The sequence below is a fragment of the Roseibium porphyridii genome (assembly GCF_026191725.2).
Taxonomy (GTDB): Bacteria; Pseudomonadota; Alphaproteobacteria; order Rhizobiales; family Stappiaceae; genus Roseibium; species Roseibium porphyridii.
In genome coordinates this window covers 3,218,308-3,237,177 of record NZ_CP120863.1, presented here as the reverse complement: position 1 = coordinate 3,237,177, position 18,870 = coordinate 3,218,308, and the positions used below count along the sequence as shown (strand labels likewise).

The window sequence follows — 18,870 nt, the reverse complement described above, 5'->3', positions numbered from 1 at the left end:
TCTCAAATGGATAAAGCGATGCCCATTTCGTCAGCTAAAGCTTTCACTTCCCCTAACGTTCTGTCACATGTCTCTTCCAGTTCGTCCAGCCTGGACATGGCCGCGATAGATTTATTGTCTCTTGCAAGAGTGTTGATTGCCGCAGCCACATTTGTGAGTTCTCCCGCCCCAAAGGTGCCGGCAACGCTCTTGAGGGCGTGTGTCGCGCGTTCAAGTTTCTCCAGATCATTGTTCTCAACCGCCAGTTTCGCAGCCTCGCGTCTCTTGGTCGTGTCCTCAATGAATTGGGTAAGAAGCTTCTTTTGTAGCTCTTCAGGCATGGTGCTCAGGATGTCCCGGGCTGCCGAAAGAGTGTTCTCTTGATTGTCTTGAAGGTCATCGGTTGACTGAATTTCACGCTGGCCGACATTTGATGAGATGCAGGCGAGCAGGTCTTCTTTCTCGACTGGTTTAGCCAGAAAATCCGTCATCCCGGCTGCAATAAACCGTTCACGATCACCTCTGAGAGAATAAGCGGTCAAGGCGACGATGGGTGTTGTCGCGTTTCGGCGACCGTTCTTGATCAGCTTGCTTGCTTCCAGACCATCCATCTCGGGCATCGAGATATCCATCAAGATGCAGTCATAGTCCCGTTTTTGTGCCGCCTGCACGGCTTCCTTGCCATTGTTGGCAATGTCGATGTCACATCCCGCATTTTCCAGCGTATGGCTAACAACAATCTGATTTGTCGCATTGTCTTCCGCCAGCAGAATGACCAATCCCTCTGGAAAGTCCGTTTCAGGATTTTCATGGGACGGTTCGTCAACAGCCGTCTGATCATCGGCAAGTTCTATTGGAATGGCAAAGTGGAAAGTGCTGCCCGCTCCAGGCAAGCTTTCAACGGTCAATTCACCGTCCATCAATTGAGTAATCTGATTGCAGATCGCCAACCCCAAACCAGTACCACCCTGTTTTTTGGTGTAGCTGCTGTCGACCGTGACAAATTCTGCAAAGAGGCTTTCGTGTTTGTCTTTTGGAATTCCGATGCCTGTGTCTTTGACGGAAAAACGGAAAGTCGGACGACGCTCATCTTCTGAAGCAATTGCGACCGTTATCTCAACCGAACCTATTTCGGTAAACTTGATCGCATTCGAGACGAGGTTCAATACGACCTGCCGCAGGCGGCCCGCATCACCGACGACATGAACGGGTACGTTGTCCGGATAGTTCAGAAACAGTCCCAATCCCTTGTCCTGAGCAGTCGGCTTGAAAAGATCCATGACGCTCTTGACCAGAGTGTTCAGTCGGAAAGGGGCATGCTCAAGTTCCATGCGTCCGGCTTCCAGCTTGGAAAAGTCCAGAATATCGTTGATGAGCTCCAGCAGTGAGCGGCCGGATTCTCTTGCTGTTTTGACATAGGCCTTCTGCGACGGATCGAGATCGGTATCGCGCAACAAGCTCAAAATCCCGAGCACGCCGTTCATAGGTGTGCGGATCTCATGGCTCATCATGGCCAGGAACTTAGCCTTCGCCTCATTCGCAGCCTCGGCCTTTTCCTTGGCATCCCTCAAAGCGGCATCGGCAGCCTTTCGTTCGGTGATGTCACGAACATAGCCCAGGAACAAAGGACCTTCCGCTCCCTTGGTATGGCGGATGGCAAGTTCCACGATCATCTCGTTGCCTTCTTTGTGAAGCCCTTCAATTTCTATCCTTTTGCCAAGAACCGGTCCTTCGCCTGTCTCCAAGAAACGCTCAAGCCCAGTGTCGTGCATCTGTCGATATTTTTCAGGAATGATGTAATCGGACATTTTCTGGCCGATGATCTCGTTGGCAGACCATCCGAAAACGTCTTCGGCAGCCGGACTGAAATCCAGAACAATGCCTTCACCGTTCATGACAATCACACCATCAAACGAGGCATCTACCACGTTGCGCAAAAGGTCCTGACTGCGCCTCAGTTCTTCTTCGCGCTTTTTGAGCTCTGTGATGTCGACGCGGAAGCCAACGAGACCGCCTTCGCTGGTTCGGGATTCAATCACGCGGAGCCAACGACCATCATCCAGGTGCTGTTCCATCGGCGCACCGGGGTTGCGATGGCGTTCCATGCGCAAGGCAACCCATTCTTCAAGGACGTGATCGGACACTTGATATTGGCCGCGTTTGGCGCCACCTCGGATAATGTCTTCGAACTTCTTGCCGATTTCGATCAGATCCGCGCTTCTGTTGTAGAACTCCTTGTATTTGCTGTTGCACAAAACAAGCCGATCGTCGGCATCGTAAAGAACGAAACCATCTGGCAGAGACTCGATTGCGTCGACGAGGCGCGTTTCAGCCTGCTTCAGCTTCTCAGCTGCAGCCTTTTGAGCAGTTAGATCTCTTAGGATCGCCGTATAGATGTCTGTCGAACCGGATCTGGACTTGGTAAGCGACAGCTCAACAGGCGTTTCGTGGCCGTCCATGCGTTTGCCAACCGATTCAAATCGCATTCCGGCGGCCGCAATCTCCAGGGGCCGAGTGCCCTTGTTGCAGCATTCAAATGGAAGGTCTGAGTTTTCGGTATCAGGTAGAAGATCACAGATTTTCAGATCGACAAGTTCCGAGGGTGCCTTCGCCCCGAACATGTCGCACGCCGCCGGGTTTACACTCAGTATCTTTCCATCGGTTCCGATCGAAAGAACACCATCCAGCATGGTCTCCAAAATTGCACTGACCTGTGCTTCGCCGGCCTCTGCACGACGTGTAGCCGCGACAAGTGCCTCGTTTTTCTCCCGCTCCGCGGTCGCCATATCAGATAAACGCTTGGTAGCCCGTTGTCGTTGATTGGAGAGCACAAGTGTCAACGCCACAGCTGCAACGAAGGCAACAGCAAGCATGAAGATCAGATTGTTGATTGACGTGAAACCAGTTCCGAAAAGAGCACTCGCCGGTATGACGACTTCCTGCAAACCACGAATGTCACCAATTTCCCAATCCTGTTTCGGAGATTGAGGATGTGTGTTGTGACAGGCAACGCAGCTTCCTTCCATGCGTACTGCCGTGGCACTCCGAAAGACCGCTCCGTTGTCTCTTTGCTCGAGCCGTTGAAAGGGTTCACCCGGGTTTTCCTGTAACGCCTTGAGCGCCTCTCTTTCGAAATCGTCCAGCTGACGATCATTGCGCCAGGGCCACGGATAATCGGAGAGCATCCTGATTGTACTGTCCGAACCCTGACGGCTGAGTTCTTCCTCCAAGGCTAGTGTCATGGACACCGGGGCAGGTATCGTCAGTTCCTTGTCGTGATATTCATGGCTGACGCTGACATCAGATGAATAGAGTTTGTCGATGACTTCCCTGGAATAAAACGATCGGGTTGCCGTCAGTAGATCAGACTGTGCTTTCGCGGCTGCTGATAGGTCCGCTGTTCGCGTCTTTTGCCCGAAATCAACCGCGAGCACATAGGCGGCGATGGCGGAAGCGGATATGAAGATCAGAACCAGCCAAAATGTTGCATCTTGGCTCATCTGTTTAATCCAGGTGCGCATGGTTTTGGTCCTTCGCTCCGCCGTCTTCGGGCCCGCAACCTTGGAAGGGCCTTGGCTATCATGCCTGCTCATGGTTTATAAAAATTCGATTTCTCGAAAAATTCCTCTGATGCAATTTCGCTATCGTTTCGCGCCTCAGCCTGTCGAAGTTGAAAGAGTGGATTTTCGGTTAGATAAGACTGCCAGTTCTCATAGGTGAATTGCCTTTCTCGCCGGCAGATGTCGGCACAAACGAATATGTCCATTGTCAGTTGAAACGGCTTATCGGGATCGAAAAGCGCAGCATAGGTGTAGAGAGCGTCGGCGGAACGCCACCCGGGCACTGGGCCACTCAGCGCCGCCTTGAACTTATCGGTCGCGAAATTTGCCCAACCGCCGGATGGAAACCATCGACCAGATCGCGGACCTTTGCCATCAAGGTCGCGTGGAGTGTCTGTACCGAATGATAACAAATAGTCGAGTCGGGCCCCAACGGAGCCAATGTCGGCTATCAGGTCTTGATTCGGAATACGGCCAAGACTCAGCAAACTTATGCCGGCATGGCCCGTGTCTTCAAACCGCTGTTTTTTCAATTGCACCTCTTTCAGACCGTTCTCCTGATAGTAGGCGTCAGGCCAATAGCGCCATAACGCGCCATCCGAGTTGAACTTCCAGGATTTCAGGAATCGCCTTGCAATCTGGCGAGCGCGCCAACGAAGGGAACCATCGTCGCTACGGTCCAGAACCTCGGCGAAGGCAATTTGCCAGTTCCAGGGCGCGACGGATCCCGCAAACCGGAAACCGGCATCAGCGTCGATACGGTAAAGCCCGGCCTTCGCGTCAAATTGAGGTTCGAAATGTTGGACCAGGCACATCGACATATCGGCTATCCGCTCAGCAACATGTTCAGGGCAGGTGGGCCCAAGGAGGTCACAGCCGGTCGAAAGAGCATTCGAAATCATGGCTTGATTGATCATGAGACTGAGCCGTTCACCCGGCTTGGTCCCATAAATCGTTGAACTCCAGCCACACGAAGGATTGTCGGGGCCTGCGCGTCCGGCCTCACCATCGTTTGTAGCAAGGCTTAAGCGCATCGACTTGCGAGCCATCCCGGAAAACACGGAAGCGCCGGTCTTGGCATAAAGGGTCGCCAACGCTCTCAGTCGATAACTCTGGTTCCAGCTTTGCATGCCTTCAGCATCAGACGAACACGCCTTCACTTCACCTGTTTGCGAAAGCAAGAGACCATTCAGCGCAAAATGAAAGTGTTTCGCTGCAGGTGAACCATCTATGACCGCGATGGTTTCACCTTTGCTCAGGTCGAACGTCTTGGGCAGCGTTACAAAGTCTGCATCAGGATTGGACATTTCTGGCAACCCGATTTCGCCCGTTTTCAGCGAAATGCGGTAGATACCCTTTTGAGCATCTTCATCACAGTCTAGCCATGCCCAGAGATCGTCGCCCTTGAGACGTAGTCGACCAGGTTTGCAGCTTCTGAAGTCGACAAGCTCTTCCCGGTCGGACATGGTTTCACCGCTTGAATTTCGACGATATCGGAAAAGTTTTGCCGCCTGATCACCTTGCTCTTCTAGGACAGCCACATCTCCTGTCCGAACCTGTAGCAATCGGACAATAAAGCCGCGTTTCCAGGTCAGGACGACCCGACCGTCCTGCAGCAACTCTGTTTGCTTGTCACCGGTTTTCCATTTGCGAAGTGCAAATAGAGAGCCGTCTCTAGAAAGCCTGAGGCTGCCCAGTCTTGCTTCGCCGGTTACGGCTTTGATCCATGAGACGGGGGTCTTGTTCAGCGTGACTGACGGCGCATCGTCGCCAGGCATTTTCTGAACAACCAATTGGTGACGACCTGCTTGTGAAACCTGCTCAAGACACTGGCCGGTCGCGCCTTTTCTCGATACCTCCCCAGAATTAAGGTCAACACTTATCCCTTGCGCCGGGAGAACCAGTTGGTCGATTGCCTGCTTCTGATGAAGTTCTGCTGCCCAGGAGGGACAACAGAACACCAGGATCATCGGGAGCATTAAAACAATTCGCATGCCATGCTCCGTCAGAAGTTGAAGTAGATGAATTCGGTCATTTCAGCCAGGCGATAGGTCTGGATGAGGGCAACACCGAACAGAATGGAGACTGCGGCAGCCCACCTGGCGTTTGGTTGCCAACGAACCGGAAGAAACCCTTCGCTGCGCCGCTGAGCGGCAAACTTCTTGAGACCGAGAATAGGATTGTACTTTTCCGTGAATTCAATGGAATTCGGGAGCAGAAACACAATCGCTGCTAGACAGATCAAACCGGCCCAAATCGGTGCGGTCCCTGTCACCAGGCCTTCCCATAACTTCGGTTCGTAGACCGTCGACAATCCGGTCATACCGTGAAGAATATTCGTAGCACCTGCAAAGCTCTCGGCACGGAAGAATACCCAGGCAACGACGACGGCCAGCAGGGTGAGTGCACGGGACAGAAAGAGGCCTACCGACCGAGGCAGGACATTCGGAACATAGCCCTTTTCCGACAGCGCGGACCAACCATGATTGATCGCCAGGTAGGCACCATGCAGGCCGCCCCAGAAGACGAAAGTCCAACTGGCACCGTGCCACAGTCCACCAAGCAGCATTGTGATCATCAAATTGCCGTAACGGCGCCACGGTCCTGAGCGGTTTCCGCCCAAGGGGATATAGAGATAGTCCCGCAGGAAATGGGAAAGCGTAATGTGCCACCGACGCCAGAAGTCGGAGATGCTGGTCGCTTTGTAGGGGGAGTTGAAATTTACAGGAAGGCGAATCCCGAACATTCTGGCAAGGCCCAAGGCCATGTCGCAATATCCGGAAAAATCGAAATAGAGCTGGAATGTATAGGCAAGTGCTCCAATCCAGGCCGCTTCGAAGGGTACTCCGCCAGTCGTCTCTGCCAAGTTGAAGACACCATTGGCGTAAGGTGCAATGCCGTCAGCAAGAACAATCTTCTTGAACAGTCCAATTGCGAACAGAGTTCCGCCAACTGCGAGGTTCAACACAAGTTTGTTGCGGAAAACCGGCAGCCTGAACTGCGGGATGGTTTCCTTCTGCATGACGATCGGTCCGGCGATCAACTGCGGAAAGAAGACGACAAACAGCATGTATCGCGGAAAATCGCATTCAGAGATTTCGCCCTTGTAGGTATCAACCAGAAAGGAAATTTGCTGGAAGGTGAAGAACGAAATCGCGAGTGGCAACGCAAGATGCAACAACGGAATGTCAGCACCGGACATCAGGTTCGCATTGCCGATAAAGAAGTCCGCATATTTGAACACTGCAATGAGCGCCAGATTGAAACAAATGCCGGCAACAAGAATGAACTTGTCGCGGATCTGCCTCAGGATGCGGTGAAATCCGTAATTGATGACAACCGACCCCAAGAGAAGGGGCAGGTATATGGGTGTCCACCATGCGTAAAACACAAGTGAGGCGATGGTTAGCCACCAAATGATGCCGTTCTCCCAACCCCAATGCCTCAGCAAAAGGTAGCCGACAAGAACCGGTGGCATGAACAGATACATGAATTCCAATGAACTGAAGACCATGACTTAGCCCTCCGTCTTGTTCTGGTTTGGTTGGAAAGAACGCTCGATGACCGTAAGATTGGCCTCGTTTGTTTTTTGAAGTTCCTTCAAGAGGCGGGCGCTGCCCTGGTGTCCTCGGTCCGCGCCTTTGCCCGCAAGTTCCATGGCTTTGGTCCGGTCTTGCGGAACCAGTTGCCCAATGGCGTAAAGCCTGCCGAGTTCTTCCATTGCCCCTGGATGGCCGACTTCAACTCCGCGTTGGAAAAAGTCGACAGCTTCCTGTCTGGACAAACCGTGGACTTCCTTCAAATGCAGCCTGCCGAGTGCTGTAAGGGCTCCGCCGTGCTCTGCTTTTGCTGCTAGCCGCAACCATTTGAGAGCGTCCTGAACGTCGTCTGCATCCGCGTCGCCCGTCAGGATCATCAAACCCAAATCGTGCATTGCGCCAGCATCCCCGAGATCGGCTGATCTCAGGAACCAGTCTTTCGCAAGTGAAGGATCTGCAGGCAGAAATTCCCCGTCACGGAAAATGCGACCAAGCGTCTTGGCTGAACTTGCAGATCCGTCCCGGGCCTTCTTTTCCAGACCCTCAATTGCTCTGCTTGCCCAAAAGGCAGCTCTATCCGGGTCCGCAATAGTGCCATACCGACCGGTCAGCAAAATGCGGGCATAATTGATCGTGGAGGACGGATATCCGTGAATGGCCGCTTTTTCGTAGTGATCAAAAGCTGCAGGCAGGTTCCGCTCTGTGCCAATGCCGCGCTCATAATGCTTGGCAAGTTGTACATGCGCCTTTGGGTAATCCCAGGCCAACGCCTTGTGGAACCACTGCAGTGCGATTTCCGCACAGCGCTCACCAGACGAACGTTGAAACAGGCGTCCCAGTTCATAAGCGGTTTCGCCCCTGAAGCTGAAGGAATACCGAACTGCTTCCATAAAGATCAGCCGAGCCTGAGCGTGATCGGCTTCAACGCCCCAACCGTTTTTGTAAGCCCGGCCCAAATGATAGAGCGCAACAGGGTGCCCATCATTGGCTAGCTGTGTCAGCAGGTCTGCTGCCGCGTTCCAGCGTCCAACCTTCTGCAGTCCACGCGCCTGTTTGATCATTTCTTCAATTGTCGGATCGATGCGTTCAGATCTGACAGTCTCCGGTACGATATCGCCTGAAAGGGCAATTGCGCCTGAGACACCGAAAACTGTACCAAGCAGCATCAGTTTCCAGATCGACAGTCTTTTGGTGGTCCTGTTCATTTTTGCATCTCCGGATCAAACAGACGGTCAAAGTTTCCGGTGCAGGACTGGCACGACAAGGCATTCGATCTGTCGAAAAGCCATTCGACTTTTTCCGGCACCAGGTTGTCTTCGTCTTGACCGGTTGCGAGGAATGAAACGGTTGCTGCCCCGATCATGAAGCCGGCAAGACCGACCATCAGATCACTCATAAGGTTGAGCTTCTTACCCATTGGTCCGCCTCCAGATTCGGCAGGAATTGCCTTCCAGTAGCGTCAAGGTTCCTTCGCTGTGACTGTTTTTGACGTCATCGCCGGAAACAGGACACGCCAGGCCCTTGCGGCGAGCGATCGCTTTGGTTTGCTGGTCATCGTTACTGTCCGTCAGTAGAATCAGTTCACCGACAATCTTGCGCGCAGGATCAGAACCGAAGTGATAAGCGTCGGTGAAATTGTTCAGCTCTCGCGTGAATGGAGCGTCGAAATCAAGGTCGACGACCATGGCCAGCTCAGACAACCGCTCCCGGAATTTATGGTTCGCCGCCGACAGTCCGAAATCTGAAATCCTGCGCTGCATTTCGGAAATGGTCGGAGGGATCAGAAAAATGAGTTCGACGTCATTTTCGTTACTCCAACGCGCGATTTCCTCAACCTTGTCCCAGAGATCGTCCGATTGCTTGAAGCGCCTCCAATCAGCGGCTCCGTTGGTACCAACCTGTTTGGCAAAAAGCTGAGGAAGGTCACGATCAATGGTGATCTCCGGCCAGTATCTCGCCCAGTGCCCAAACCCGAGACCACCATGGCGATGGATTGCCGGCAGAACGAGCGTTCCGTTCGGTGTAGTGAGAACGCATTCGTCACAGAGCGCGGGATCCAGCAATGCTTCAACACTCAGCATGTCACGCCCGGCAAACTCGGCAGCATTCGCACGTTGGACGGGCCAAAGCGAAATGTCGTTCAATGAAGCGAAGACAGAGGGATATCTGTCTTTCAGAAGCGTCCAGCCGGTTTTGGCGACAAACCAGTTCGTGTAGTAGGCGAATGGATCATTCGCTATTGAAATCGCTTCTGGAACACGGTTCATGCCGCCTTTGAAACGCGCATCCATACTGCGCAGCGGTAGGCTGACTATCAGGGTCTCAAGGTCAACGTTTTTACGCAGATAGTCGAAGGTGTCGTAGATTTCGTAGACGGTCGCACCGCCATAGGCAAAATTGTAGACATCGTTGCGTCCCAGCTCTTGCCAATAGCGGTCTTGCAGCGCACGGGCGCGACTGTCGCCGAGGACAACCGTTGAGGCCTTGATGCGCGGATATTCGATCATTTTGTAAAGGGGATAGTGCGCCTTGACGCTGATTTCCCGCTTGTCGAGCCCCAGATCGAACAGTCTGTTGTGATCATAGGCGTCAACAACCGCATTGAACACAACGGGACCAAGGGCCACGATGCCGGTCAGTGCCAATGCTGCGGTGTAGACTATCGGTCTCAGTTTCATCTGAAGGCCTCCGAGTTTTTTTGCTGCCACTACAGAAACAAAACTCGGGCCACTTACGAGTGAAACTAAAGATCATTATTATTCAGTATGTTATGGTCTTGTTTGCATTTTGCAGCCCTGATCCACTTTCGGAATTGAAAAGGGCTATTTGCATTTTGGAAAACTTCAGGACATTGGCCGACTTGATGAAAGGCCAAGCAGGTTTGTGACCATGCCGCTGCTTGGCGGCTCGATGAGCCCGGCCATCAGACAAACACCGACAAACAGCATGGTGACGTAGAGCAACGTCAAATAGCTTGCCATCAGGTTCTGCAGTCTGGCGACCAACCCGTCGCCTTCACCGGCCCGTTGGTCGCCCCGATTGGACCAGCGCTGCTTGGACAGGCGGAATATGCAATAGACCTTTACGGACGCATTGATGAGCTGGTTGAAATAGAGAATGAACGGATAGCTGAGATCCACCTTGCGCGCGTAGCCATAAAGGAAAAGCGACAGGAGCATGCGCGTGATGCAGATGAAGACCACATAGCCGAAAATATAGTAGGGGTCGTACAGAACCGAGGTACAAATCGCCAGAACGGGACTGACCAGCATGGTCCACATGGATACCCTCTGGTCGAGCAGGCACCACCAAATGAAAAAAGGCATCCTATGCGGACCGAGTGCGAGGGCGCGCGCACCGTTGCGCAGCATGTTTCCAGACCAACGGCGGAAGTTCTGCACCATCCGGTCCATGCCGGAACCTTCAATGACCTCAACGGTATATCCCATCGCATCCGGCACATAGAGCATGCGGCAACCTGACTGCAGCATGTAGTACCAGGTGCTTTTGTCATCGCCAGACAGAAATCTGAATTTGCCCCAGAGCCAATGCTCTAGATGGTCAGCTTCCAAAAGCCGGATGAACTTGAGTTTCAAAAGATGGTTGGCACGAAAAACCGACATGCGGCCGGTCAAGGTTAAGACTCTGCCGGACAAAGAGTGTGACTGCATGGCCAGGCGTCTTTGGGCAAAACGCATGGTCAGCCAATTGGCAATCCACTTCGGCCCGATGCAAAGCACTTCTTCGTCTGTCGTACAGGCTTGCAAATCTGGGTAGAGCTTGAACAGCGGCAGACAGGCGCCAACAGCATTTTTCGCGAGAATGAAATCTCCATCCATGAAGATGATCAGATCATCCTTCTCAACATCTCCCCGGCTCATCGCTCTTAAGACCAGACCGATGGCAAGACGCTTGCCAGGCTGGTTCTGTCTTACGATGTGAAGGGTCACATCAAGATCAGACCACTCCCTCTGCAAGAGCTCGGAGATCAGTTCCTCATCGAACCGATCTCCTGACCCGAGCCAGATGGTACCTGGAACACCAGCGTCGCGAATTTCCCGGCAAATCGATCTGATGACCTTCTCGGTGATATCGCGATGTTCCTTGTAGGTCGTCATCATGAAATGAAGGTGCCGAGGCCGCCACCCGTCATCCCAGACCTTTCGACCGGCATCCCGCATGGAAGGATAGACAAAACGGCCATAGATCCAGGCCCTGACCGCGTGTGTGAACCACCAACCGTATCGCCAGATGCCGAGCAGGCCGATAACGAAGGTTATTTCCCGGGTTGCCGGACTGAAAAAGACATTTTCAAAGGTGGTCAGACCGATGAAACACAGTCCGAAATACAGCGTGATCTGAAAAATCGCGAAGGGCGTCCACTTCGCCCAGCCTTTGGGGCGATGTGTAATTTCATCGACATCATAAGGGCCCGTGATCTCGCGGCTGTCCATCAGATCGCCTCAAAAATCTGCTGCGCCGTGCGAAACACCAGGTTGTTTCGATACCGTTGAAAATAGACGGTCGCCGGCGTGCCGCTGGCGGGTAGGGCGCCGGAGACCGGGGCCAGGGTCACTTTTGCCGATCGAGCGTCGGGAGCCCGGAAACGATGCGTTTCCGTTACCTCATCCACGAAACCTGCGGTTCTGTCGATCGCAGCGACTTCCACAGAAATCCATCTGTTTTCGGTTGGCAGGAAGAGATTGGCGGGGCTGCCGATGCGAACCTGCGCCGCTTCTTCCTGTGTCAGAAATGCTGTGACGGTTTCCGCACCGGTTTCTTCCAATACCAGCAACGGCTCGCCTTGTTTGAGAATGTTCCCGGACGCAACCAGTGTCTCGACAACACGCCCATTGAAAGGAGCCAAGATTTTTTGATCGGTGTCTTTTCCAGCCAGCTCCGTTTCAAGATGCGCATAATGATCCTGAAGTGCCGTCAATCGCGCGACCTTCGCTTTCAATTCAGCTGTGCGCCCGGCAAAACTGTTTCCGGTAAACAGACGAACACTAGCGCCGCCATCAATCAGCTCCTTGAGTTCCTCAATGTGTATCTTCTTGCGCTCAAGGTCGGAAACGACCGATCTGACTTCCAGTTCCGCTGCCTCGACATCATCTGCGCGCACAAGACCTTTGGCGGCCAATCCCCGGACACGTTCCAACTTGAGCAACGCGTTGTCCCTTGCGAGCGCCAATCCGGACAGTTGAGATTCCGCCTGGCGTACGTTGTTCCTGGCCACAAGCTCGTATCCCTTTGAGCGGCGCTCTTCTTCTTCGAGCATGACGGTCGTTTCAGCAAGTTCTGCACGGGTCTTGGCGAGATCGGACCTGACCCGCTGTAAGTTGGCGTTGTGTCCCGTATCCGCCATTACGGCAATCAGAGCACCGGCAACGGCATGTGTCCCTTGACGATGGTTCAATTCCAGGAGACGTCCATTGAATGGAGCAGAAATCTCCATACGTTGTGCGCTTATAACAGCTGACTGGATTTCAAGGCGAAATAGGGTTGCAAACGCATATACGCCGACATAACCGAAAACCACGGCGCCGAGCACAAGGTAAAAGCAGGACATGACAATCTGCCTGACCGGCCAGCGTCGAACGGGAATATCAGTTGCCGGATTTGGGTCTGGCTTGACAGGAACAGGTGTTACCGGCGTATCGATCCGCACGATTGTATCGGCAACATCGGTCATCTTGCCGCGAACCAGGTCTTCGACAAAATGCTGCATCAGAGCAGTTTCTCGGTCACCCAGATCTGTAAATCGAAAGGCCAGCTGATTTGTGTCGTCGTGTCGGCGCACGACTTCTGCTTCGGCTTTCAGAGTTATGTTGAAGCCTTGAAACGGCAACGTACAGAAGAGAGTATGCTGGGAACCGATATCGGGCTGGTCCCCCGAAAGACCAGAGATCCGGCATCCACCAAGACCCCAATCAACAGCATCAACGGTCTGCTCGCCAAGTGTCACGCGCATCGGCGCCGTCACCCGGTAGTGCAGCCGTTGGCTGGGTCTTTCGTGAATAATCTCCAACTGAACAGTTCCCATTGGTTTTCCGATGACCGATAGAACGCAAAGAGGATGCCAAGTGACTGAACAGAGGAAAGAATTAATCTTATGTATTAGAAATCAGATCTAAATATCTGTTTTTTAGTTATTTTAATGGTTTTTCGGAATTTTGTGATCTTACTGGCTTTGCAAAACAGAAATATGTTTCGGCCGGAGGATCGGGTTTGGTTTTTCAATTTTGCAAATGAACAGGCCTTCTGAAAGGAAAGGAGACCGGATCGCATTTGCCAAAATGCGATCCGGTTCAATCATTTTAAAAGATGAAGCAATTGCTATCGAACAGTGACGTGACCGACTGATTGTCGATATTGTTCAATGTGCAAATGTCCTGATAGGTCCCGTTGTCCTGCAGATCCACCGAGAGGGTCGTGTCGCCATCCGTGCTGGTGGACTGTAGACGTGCCAGGAAGGTCTGGTCATCATCCTGACCGGCGAGGTGGCTGAAATCCAGAAAGTCGAGACCGATCGCAAAGTCCGTGATCACGTCAACCCCGACAAGGTCATAAGTCCGGAACACGAACGTGTCTGCACCGTCACCGCCTGTCAGCGTGTCACTGCCTCTGAGCGATCGGATCTGGTCGTTGCCTGCACCAGCATCAATCGTGTTGACACCAGACGTTCCTTTCAGAATGTCGTTGCCGCCACCTGAAACAATATTGTCGATGAAGTTCAGGCTGTCGGTTCCGATCTCCTGTCCATGGGCTCGCTTGTTGTGCAGCAGGATCGACAGATCGACGTCAAAGTCGGAATAGTCGACTGTATCATTGCCGCGACCACCATGGATGTAGTCATTGCCGGCATCACCGTAAAAGACGTCGTCATCATGACCGCCGTAAAGCTTGTCGTCCTGATGCCCGCCTCGCAGTTCATCGTTTCCGGCACCGCCTTTCAGTGTGTCTTCACCATAGCCACCGATGAGCACGTCATCACCGGATCCGCCAATCAGGCTGTCGTCGCCGGTCCCGCCATCAAGACTGTCATTTCCGGTACCGCCATTCAGATTGTCGTTTCCGGTTTCGCCATAGAGCGTGTCGTCTCCGTTGTTGCCGTTGAGGTCATCGTCATGCTGGCCTCCGTAGAGGACATCATCGCCGGAGTTCCCGTAAAGGCTGTCATTGCCGGAACCGCCGTCAAGAGAATCGTTACCGCTACCTCCGTGCAGGGAATCATGACCGTTGTTGCCATAGAGCTGATCATCGCCAGAGCGGCCATGAAGTTCGTCCGCTCCAGACCCGCCGTGCAGAACGTCATTGTCTGACCGTTCAATTACGACCGGCTGGTCACCGCCATTGCCTTCAGGGTCTGTCCCGCCGGTTTCCTGCTGATAATGCGCGTTGAGCAGCAAGGCGTTGGCCAAACCGATATCTACCGTAAAGACACTGTCATCGAAGTCACGGTCGCCACCATTGAAGAGATCTTCAAAGCCAAGTGTGATCGTGCCTTCGTCAGTCTTTAAAACACCCGTTGTGTGCAGGATGTTGTCCGGATTGAGCCCAACTGTGTCACCATGGGCGGCAGTATGGTAGGGATCATATTTGATAAGGGTCTGAGTGCCGTTTTGGTCAAGGTGATAGAGCCGCGGACTGTTGCTGTTCAGCGTTGCCGGCGAGCCATCGGCATTCAGAAAATGCAATGACCCGTTTTCCAGATCGAGACCATTGTAACCGTTGTTGCGGCCATATCCGTTTGAAACGATGAAGAAGGCAATTTTATCGCCCGCTTGCACATTCAGATATTCCCGGGATTGTCCCTGGATCAGGTTGCCGCCGCTGCCTTGCAAGGACGCGTTTGGCCAGACGAACTCGACATCATAAATGGTTCCGTCTTCGGCCACCTTGTAATAGCCGAATGTGTTCCGGTAGCCGGCGGTTTCGCCTTCGAACACAACTGACACCGGATAATCACCGGTGATTTCCATACTGGTGACCTGAACCAGGTTCGGGCCGCCGGATCCATAGAGGATGTCGTTGCCGTTGTTGCCGTAGAGCGTATCGTCACCGGTACCGCCCCAAATCTCGTCATTGCCACCTTGGCCGGTCATGAGATCGTCGCCAAAACGTCCGGACATCACGTCCGAATGCCTGGTTCCGTTCAGCACATCGTTTTCATTGGTCCCGATCATGGGACGCGTTGCGGGCAAACTTGCCATTTTTCTCTCCTTTGTCTGACTCGCCGAAGCGATGGTCACCAAAGGAGTTGCAGGCACCGGGCCAACCGGACGAAAACAAGAATTTCTATTTTAACAAGCAAAAACAGATAGATAGAGACCGTGAATTTTAACCTTGTTGACCAGATTCGCGAATTGGAAAGTTCAATTTTCAATTTGGAAAAAGACGATGCACAAACCAGACGATCACTCGTCAGCAGTTTGATTGCCTTTCATACCCGACCGGAAGGGACAGGTGCTCAATTCGACATCTGTAAGAAGAATGGCGGTGAGGGTGGGATTCGAACCCACGGTACGCTCTCACGCACGGCGGTTTTCAAGACCGCTGCCTTAAACCACTCGGCCACCTCACCATTTGCAACTGCGATCCATACAGGATGTGCGATTGCTAACCCCGTTTCGTCGGAATTGAACGGAAAGTCAAGGCCGTGTTTCAGCTTGCGTTTGCTGAAGGCTGAAATTCGTGTGGAAGGACTGCGAAAGAGATTGGAGATCCTTGGCATGTTCCGGTCCCGTCGCTTTCAGGGGTAGGGGCAGGACGTGCGAGCGGCACCGGAACATAACCAAGATAGGGGCCGCCGGTCCGGTGTCGTGGGCAGGGTTTTGAACCGGCGGCCGAAGCTGGAGGTGGGGTCCAGCATTGCTGTGACAGGGCGGTCATCAGCAATGAGCTCAACCTAGGCGGATTTGACAGGGGTGGATGTGACGCACATCACAAACTGAGTGTTTGACGTTTTTTCCGTTACTGTGTTTATGACGCAACACACTTAACCATCAGAAAAATCACGATTTTTCCTATATATTACAATATGTTACAAAAAGACCGGAAAGGCCTTGCAACCCTCCGGACAATTTCGGCGGTGCAAAGGCTGTTTTCATGGCCAAAACTCCCTCGACTGAAGGTTTACTTTGAAGTAACACGTTTGAGGTTTAACAGGGCATTCGTGGAACGTGCAGCGGGGGCAGTGTGTCTTCACGGTGACTGATCGGTGAGATCAATCAAAATGCTTTAAAACCGGCACAGCTGATAAGCGCCGGGTTAAGCGCGTGAGCTGCGGGGCCGCCGGCGCGTCAGTGAGTAGGACGGCAGTATGCAAGGGATAGGCGAAATGACCTGCAAAACCGCGGGATCGTCTTTAGGGGTACCTGAAAAGGATGAACGTCCAGCCAGATCGATCTGGTCTCAGGTGTGCGCCGGGTTGGTAACCCTGGCAGCCGTGTCGGCTTTGGCCGCCTGCAGTTCTGCCCCGACCGAACAAAAAGCAAAATTCAGTCCTAAAAAATATGGCGTAAAAGCCAGCCCGCGTATGGTTGCACAAGGCAAGCCCGTACCGAAGGGCGGTGGACGCTATGTCGTCGGCAAGAAATACAAGATTGCCGGAAAATGGTACTACCCGAAAGAAGACCCCAACTATCGGAAAACCGGACTTGCCTCATGGTATGGCCCGACCTTCCACGGCCGCAAGACGGCCAATGGTGAAATCTTCGACCGGAATGCGCTTACGGCCGCTCACACAACAATGCCGCTTCCATCTTATGCCCGCGTGACGAACGTCGCCAACGGACGATCAATGATTGTTCGTGTCAACGACCGTGGACCCTTCCACGGAAACCGCGTGATTGACCTTTCTGAACGTGTTGCAACCATGCTCGACACCAAAACGTCCGGCGTTGGCAAGGTGAAGGTCGAATATGTTGGCCGCGCACCACTTCACGGTCAGGATGAAGAATACCTGATGGCAAGCTATCAAGGACCAGGAGCTGTACAGCCGGGTGCAACGCGCCCAGGCACATTGCTTGCACTTGCCGAACCTCAGGCGACACCGCCGGTCGTTTTCAACGGACGAGTTCCTGCACCGGGGCCAAGACCTTATCTCGCACCGACATCAGTCACTGCGTCACGCACGCTTTCGGCGCAACGCGTTGCCGTTGCCTTTGATCCTGCGATTGCGTTTGAATCCGGCAATCAGACAATCAAGGTTGCGTCCAACAACAGCTTCAAGCCAGTTGAATCCGCCTATTCACCATCGGGTGCACCGGCAACAGGTACACTCGGTGTTTTGCGAGTACCCGCACCGGCACAGCCGACTGGCCTGGTTGGCGGCAGCGCAATCTCCTCATTTGCTGCAAACAAGCGGATTTCGGATGCGCACGCAGCACTGACGCATGTGTCAGGTCAAGGCCTGTCCATGCGGCAACTGGCAGCCAATTCCCGAAACGGAAACTAGCACGGACACACGGCTGGTCCATCGCCAGCCGGTTTCCGCTCGAGACCGTTTTGCACATAAAGAGCAAGCGGACTCATGTGGCTTAGGTTCTGCAAGACCCATTTTCCAAAGTTGATACGCTTGCCCATGCGTGCGCTCGTGCTTGCGTCGCTTGGAAGCCTGACTGGTTTTCCGAGTATCGCAAATGCTGCCGAAACCATCGTCACCAAAGCGCCGATGGCATTTTTGTTTGAGCCCGGGTCCGGAACAATCCTTTTTGCAAAAGAGCCGGACAAACCCTTTGCGCCTGGTGCGCTGGTCAAGGTCATGACCGCGGCGACAGTCTTCAAAGCTCTGAAAGACGACGAGCTCAAACTGGATCAATTGTGCAAGGTCAGTGAACATGCATGGCGCAGCGGGGGGGCTCCCTCCGGACGGGGCGCAACCATGTTCGCGGCAATCAAATCGGAAATCTCGGTAGAAGACCTTTTGAAAGGTCTTTTGGTCCACAATGGCAACGATTCGGCGATTATCCTGGCCGAGTGCCTGGATGGTTCCGAAGATGCTTTTTCAAAACGAATGACCGATCTGGCTCAAACGATCGGAATGACAAACAGCAAGTTTGCCAATCCCACCGGTTATCCTGAAGTTCCGAGCCAGACCACGGTACGCGATCAAGCCCGGCTGGGAGAATACCTCGTTGAGGAACACGACGATCTTTACCCCATGTTTGCGATACCGGAATTCACATGGAACAAGATCTTTCAACGCAACAAGAACCCACTGCTGGGCGAAATTCGCAATCTCGACGGATTGGGTGGCGGCAACGATCCCAATGACGGCTTCTCCGGTCTTGGGTCGGTGGATAGAAACGGCCGACGCGTGATTGCGTCCGTCGCAGGTCTCACTTCTGACAAGCACAGGCTTCAGACATTGAAAGAAGTCCTTGAAGGCGCCTGGGACTATTTCATCGTCAAAACCGTGTTTACCGCTGGTGAAACGATTGCCGACGGCCGTGTCCATGGCGGCGTGGAAAGCACTGTTCCGCTCGTTTCTACCAGAAATATCGATGTGCTTTTGCCAAATGGTGAAACACTCGAATATCGCATTCGTGTCGTCTACGAAGGTCCTTTGCAAGCACCCGTGGAGGAAGGCACCAAAGCAGGCGAAATCAGGGTTATCGGCAAAGACGGTATTGTATATCGCGCTCCTGTCGTGACCGGGCAGTCTGTTGCCGAAGGGACGCTTTTCTCGCGTGCAATTGACGGATTGCAGGAGCTGCTGTTCGGCTGGATTGGATAAATTTTCAGGACCAGTCCACACACTTTAGATTAGCTGTTAAAAGACCACCGAA

At 53.2% G+C, this 18,870-nt stretch carries 11 protein-coding genes and 1 tRNA gene; 2 read left to right on the top strand and 10 right to left on the bottom strand.

All coding sequences use genetic code 11. The features are described 5' to 3' along the window. Positions 1 to 2: 2 nt before the first annotated feature. The 10 genes from K1718_RS15090 to K1718_RS15045 form a co-directional block, all read right to left on the bottom strand. On the bottom strand, positions 3 to 3,500 hold the full coding sequence (locus K1718_RS15090; RefSeq protein WP_265681807.1) for a PAS domain S-box protein: 3,498 nt from the start codon (positions 3,498 to 3,500) through the stop codon (positions 3 to 5). 68 nt (positions 3,501 to 3,568) lie between these two features. After that, complete coding sequence (locus K1718_RS15085; protein WP_265681809.1) at positions 3,569 to 5,533, bottom strand: hypothetical protein; 1,965 nt, start codon at positions 5,531 to 5,533, stop codon at positions 3,569 to 3,571. 11 nt (positions 5,534 to 5,544) lie between these two features. Then, positions 5,545 to 7,053, bottom strand: coding sequence for an MBOAT family O-acyltransferase (locus tag K1718_RS15080; protein ID WP_265681811.1), 1,509 nt, complete (start codon positions 7,051 to 7,053; stop codon positions 5,545 to 5,547). Positions 7,054 to 7,056: 3 nt separating this feature from the next. Next, entirely contained in the window at positions 7,057 to 8,283 is a 1,227-nt protein-coding gene (locus tag K1718_RS15075; RefSeq protein WP_265681813.1) for an SEL1-like repeat protein, read from the bottom strand. Continuing rightward, positions 8,280 to 8,495 carry a hypothetical protein gene (locus K1718_RS15070; RefSeq protein ID WP_152501702.1) on the bottom strand — a complete coding sequence of 72 codons (216 nt, stop codon included), beginning with the start codon at positions 8,493 to 8,495 and terminating at the stop codon, positions 8,280 to 8,282. The genes K1718_RS15075 and K1718_RS15070 overlap by 4 nt, the downstream gene beginning before the upstream one ends. After that, a complete protein-coding gene (locus K1718_RS15065; protein ID WP_265681816.1) occupies positions 8,488 to 9,756 on the bottom strand; it encodes a hypothetical protein in 1,269 nt (422 codons plus the stop codon). The genes K1718_RS15070 and K1718_RS15065 overlap by 8 nt, the downstream gene beginning before the upstream one ends. 165 nt (positions 9,757 to 9,921) lie before the next feature. After that, a complete protein-coding gene (locus K1718_RS15060) occupies positions 9,922 to 11,532 on the bottom strand; it encodes a glycosyltransferase (protein WP_265681817.1) in 1,611 nt (536 codons plus the stop codon). After that, a complete protein-coding gene (locus tag K1718_RS15055) occupies positions 11,532 to 13,121 on the bottom strand; it encodes a PilZ domain-containing protein (RefSeq protein ID WP_265681818.1) in 1,590 nt (529 codons plus the stop codon). The genes K1718_RS15060 and K1718_RS15055 overlap by 1 nt, the downstream gene beginning before the upstream one ends. Before the next feature lie 274 nt (positions 13,122 to 13,395). After that, positions 13,396 to 15,291: a DUF4114 domain-containing protein gene (locus tag K1718_RS15050; RefSeq protein WP_265681820.1), complete on the bottom strand. Its 1,896-nt coding sequence runs from the start codon at positions 15,289 to 15,291 to the stop codon at positions 13,396 to 13,398. Between the two features lie 281 nt (positions 15,292 to 15,572). Continuing rightward, positions 15,573 to 15,662 (bottom strand) — tRNA-Ser (locus K1718_RS15045). 756 nt (positions 15,663 to 16,418) lie between these two features. Here K1718_RS15045 and K1718_RS15040 point away from each other — a divergent pair. Then, positions 16,419 to 17,537, top strand: coding sequence for a septal ring lytic transglycosylase RlpA family protein (locus tag K1718_RS15040; protein WP_209006571.1), 1,119 nt, complete (start codon positions 16,419 to 16,421; stop codon positions 17,535 to 17,537). Positions 17,538 to 17,663: 126 nt separating this feature from the next. Continuing rightward, positions 17,664 to 18,818 carry a D-alanyl-D-alanine carboxypeptidase family protein gene (locus K1718_RS15035; protein WP_265681823.1) on the top strand — a complete coding sequence of 385 codons (1,155 nt, stop codon included), beginning with the start codon at positions 17,664 to 17,666 and terminating at the stop codon, positions 18,816 to 18,818. Positions 18,819 to 18,870: the final 52 nt, after the last annotated feature.

What these genes read in the sequence shown, in the direction of transcription:
- K1718_RS15040 (WP_209006571.1), top strand. Translation starts at nt 16,419, where the DNA reads ATGACCTGCAAAACCGCGGGATCGTCTTTAGGGGTACCTGAAAAGGAT.
- K1718_RS15055 (WP_265681818.1), bottom strand. Translation starts at nt 13,121, where the DNA reads ATGGGAACTGTTCAGTTGGAGATTATTCACGAAAGACCCAGCCAACGG.
- K1718_RS15085 (WP_265681809.1), bottom strand. Translation starts at nt 5,533, where the DNA reads ATGCGAATTGTTTTAATGCTCCCGATGATCCTGGTGTTCTGTTGTCCC.
- K1718_RS15075 (WP_265681813.1), bottom strand. Translation starts at nt 8,283, where the DNA reads ATGAACAGGACCACCAAAAGACTGTCGATCTGGAAACTGATGCTGCTT.
- K1718_RS15070 (WP_152501702.1), bottom strand. Translation starts at nt 8,495, where the DNA reads ATGGGTAAGAAGCTCAACCTTATGAGTGATCTGATGGTCGGTCTTGCC.
- K1718_RS15035 (WP_265681823.1), top strand. Translation starts at nt 17,664, where the DNA reads ATGCGTGCGCTCGTGCTTGCGTCGCTTGGAAGCCTGACTGGTTTTCCG.
- K1718_RS15065 (WP_265681816.1), bottom strand. Translation starts at nt 9,756, where the DNA reads ATGAAACTGAGACCGATAGTCTACACCGCAGCATTGGCACTGACCGGC.
- K1718_RS15090 (WP_265681807.1), bottom strand. Translation starts at nt 3,500, where the DNA reads ATGCGCACCTGGATTAAACAGATGAGCCAAGATGCAACATTTTGGCTG.
- K1718_RS15060 (WP_265681817.1), bottom strand. Translation starts at nt 11,532, where the DNA reads ATGGACAGCCGCGAGATCACGGGCCCTTATGATGTCGATGAAATTACA.
- K1718_RS15050 (WP_265681820.1), bottom strand. Translation starts at nt 15,291, where the DNA reads ATGGCAAGTTTGCCCGCAACGCGTCCCATGATCGGGACCAATGAAAAC.
- K1718_RS15080 (WP_265681811.1), bottom strand. Translation starts at nt 7,053, where the DNA reads ATGGTCTTCAGTTCATTGGAATTCATGTATCTGTTCATGCCACCGGTT.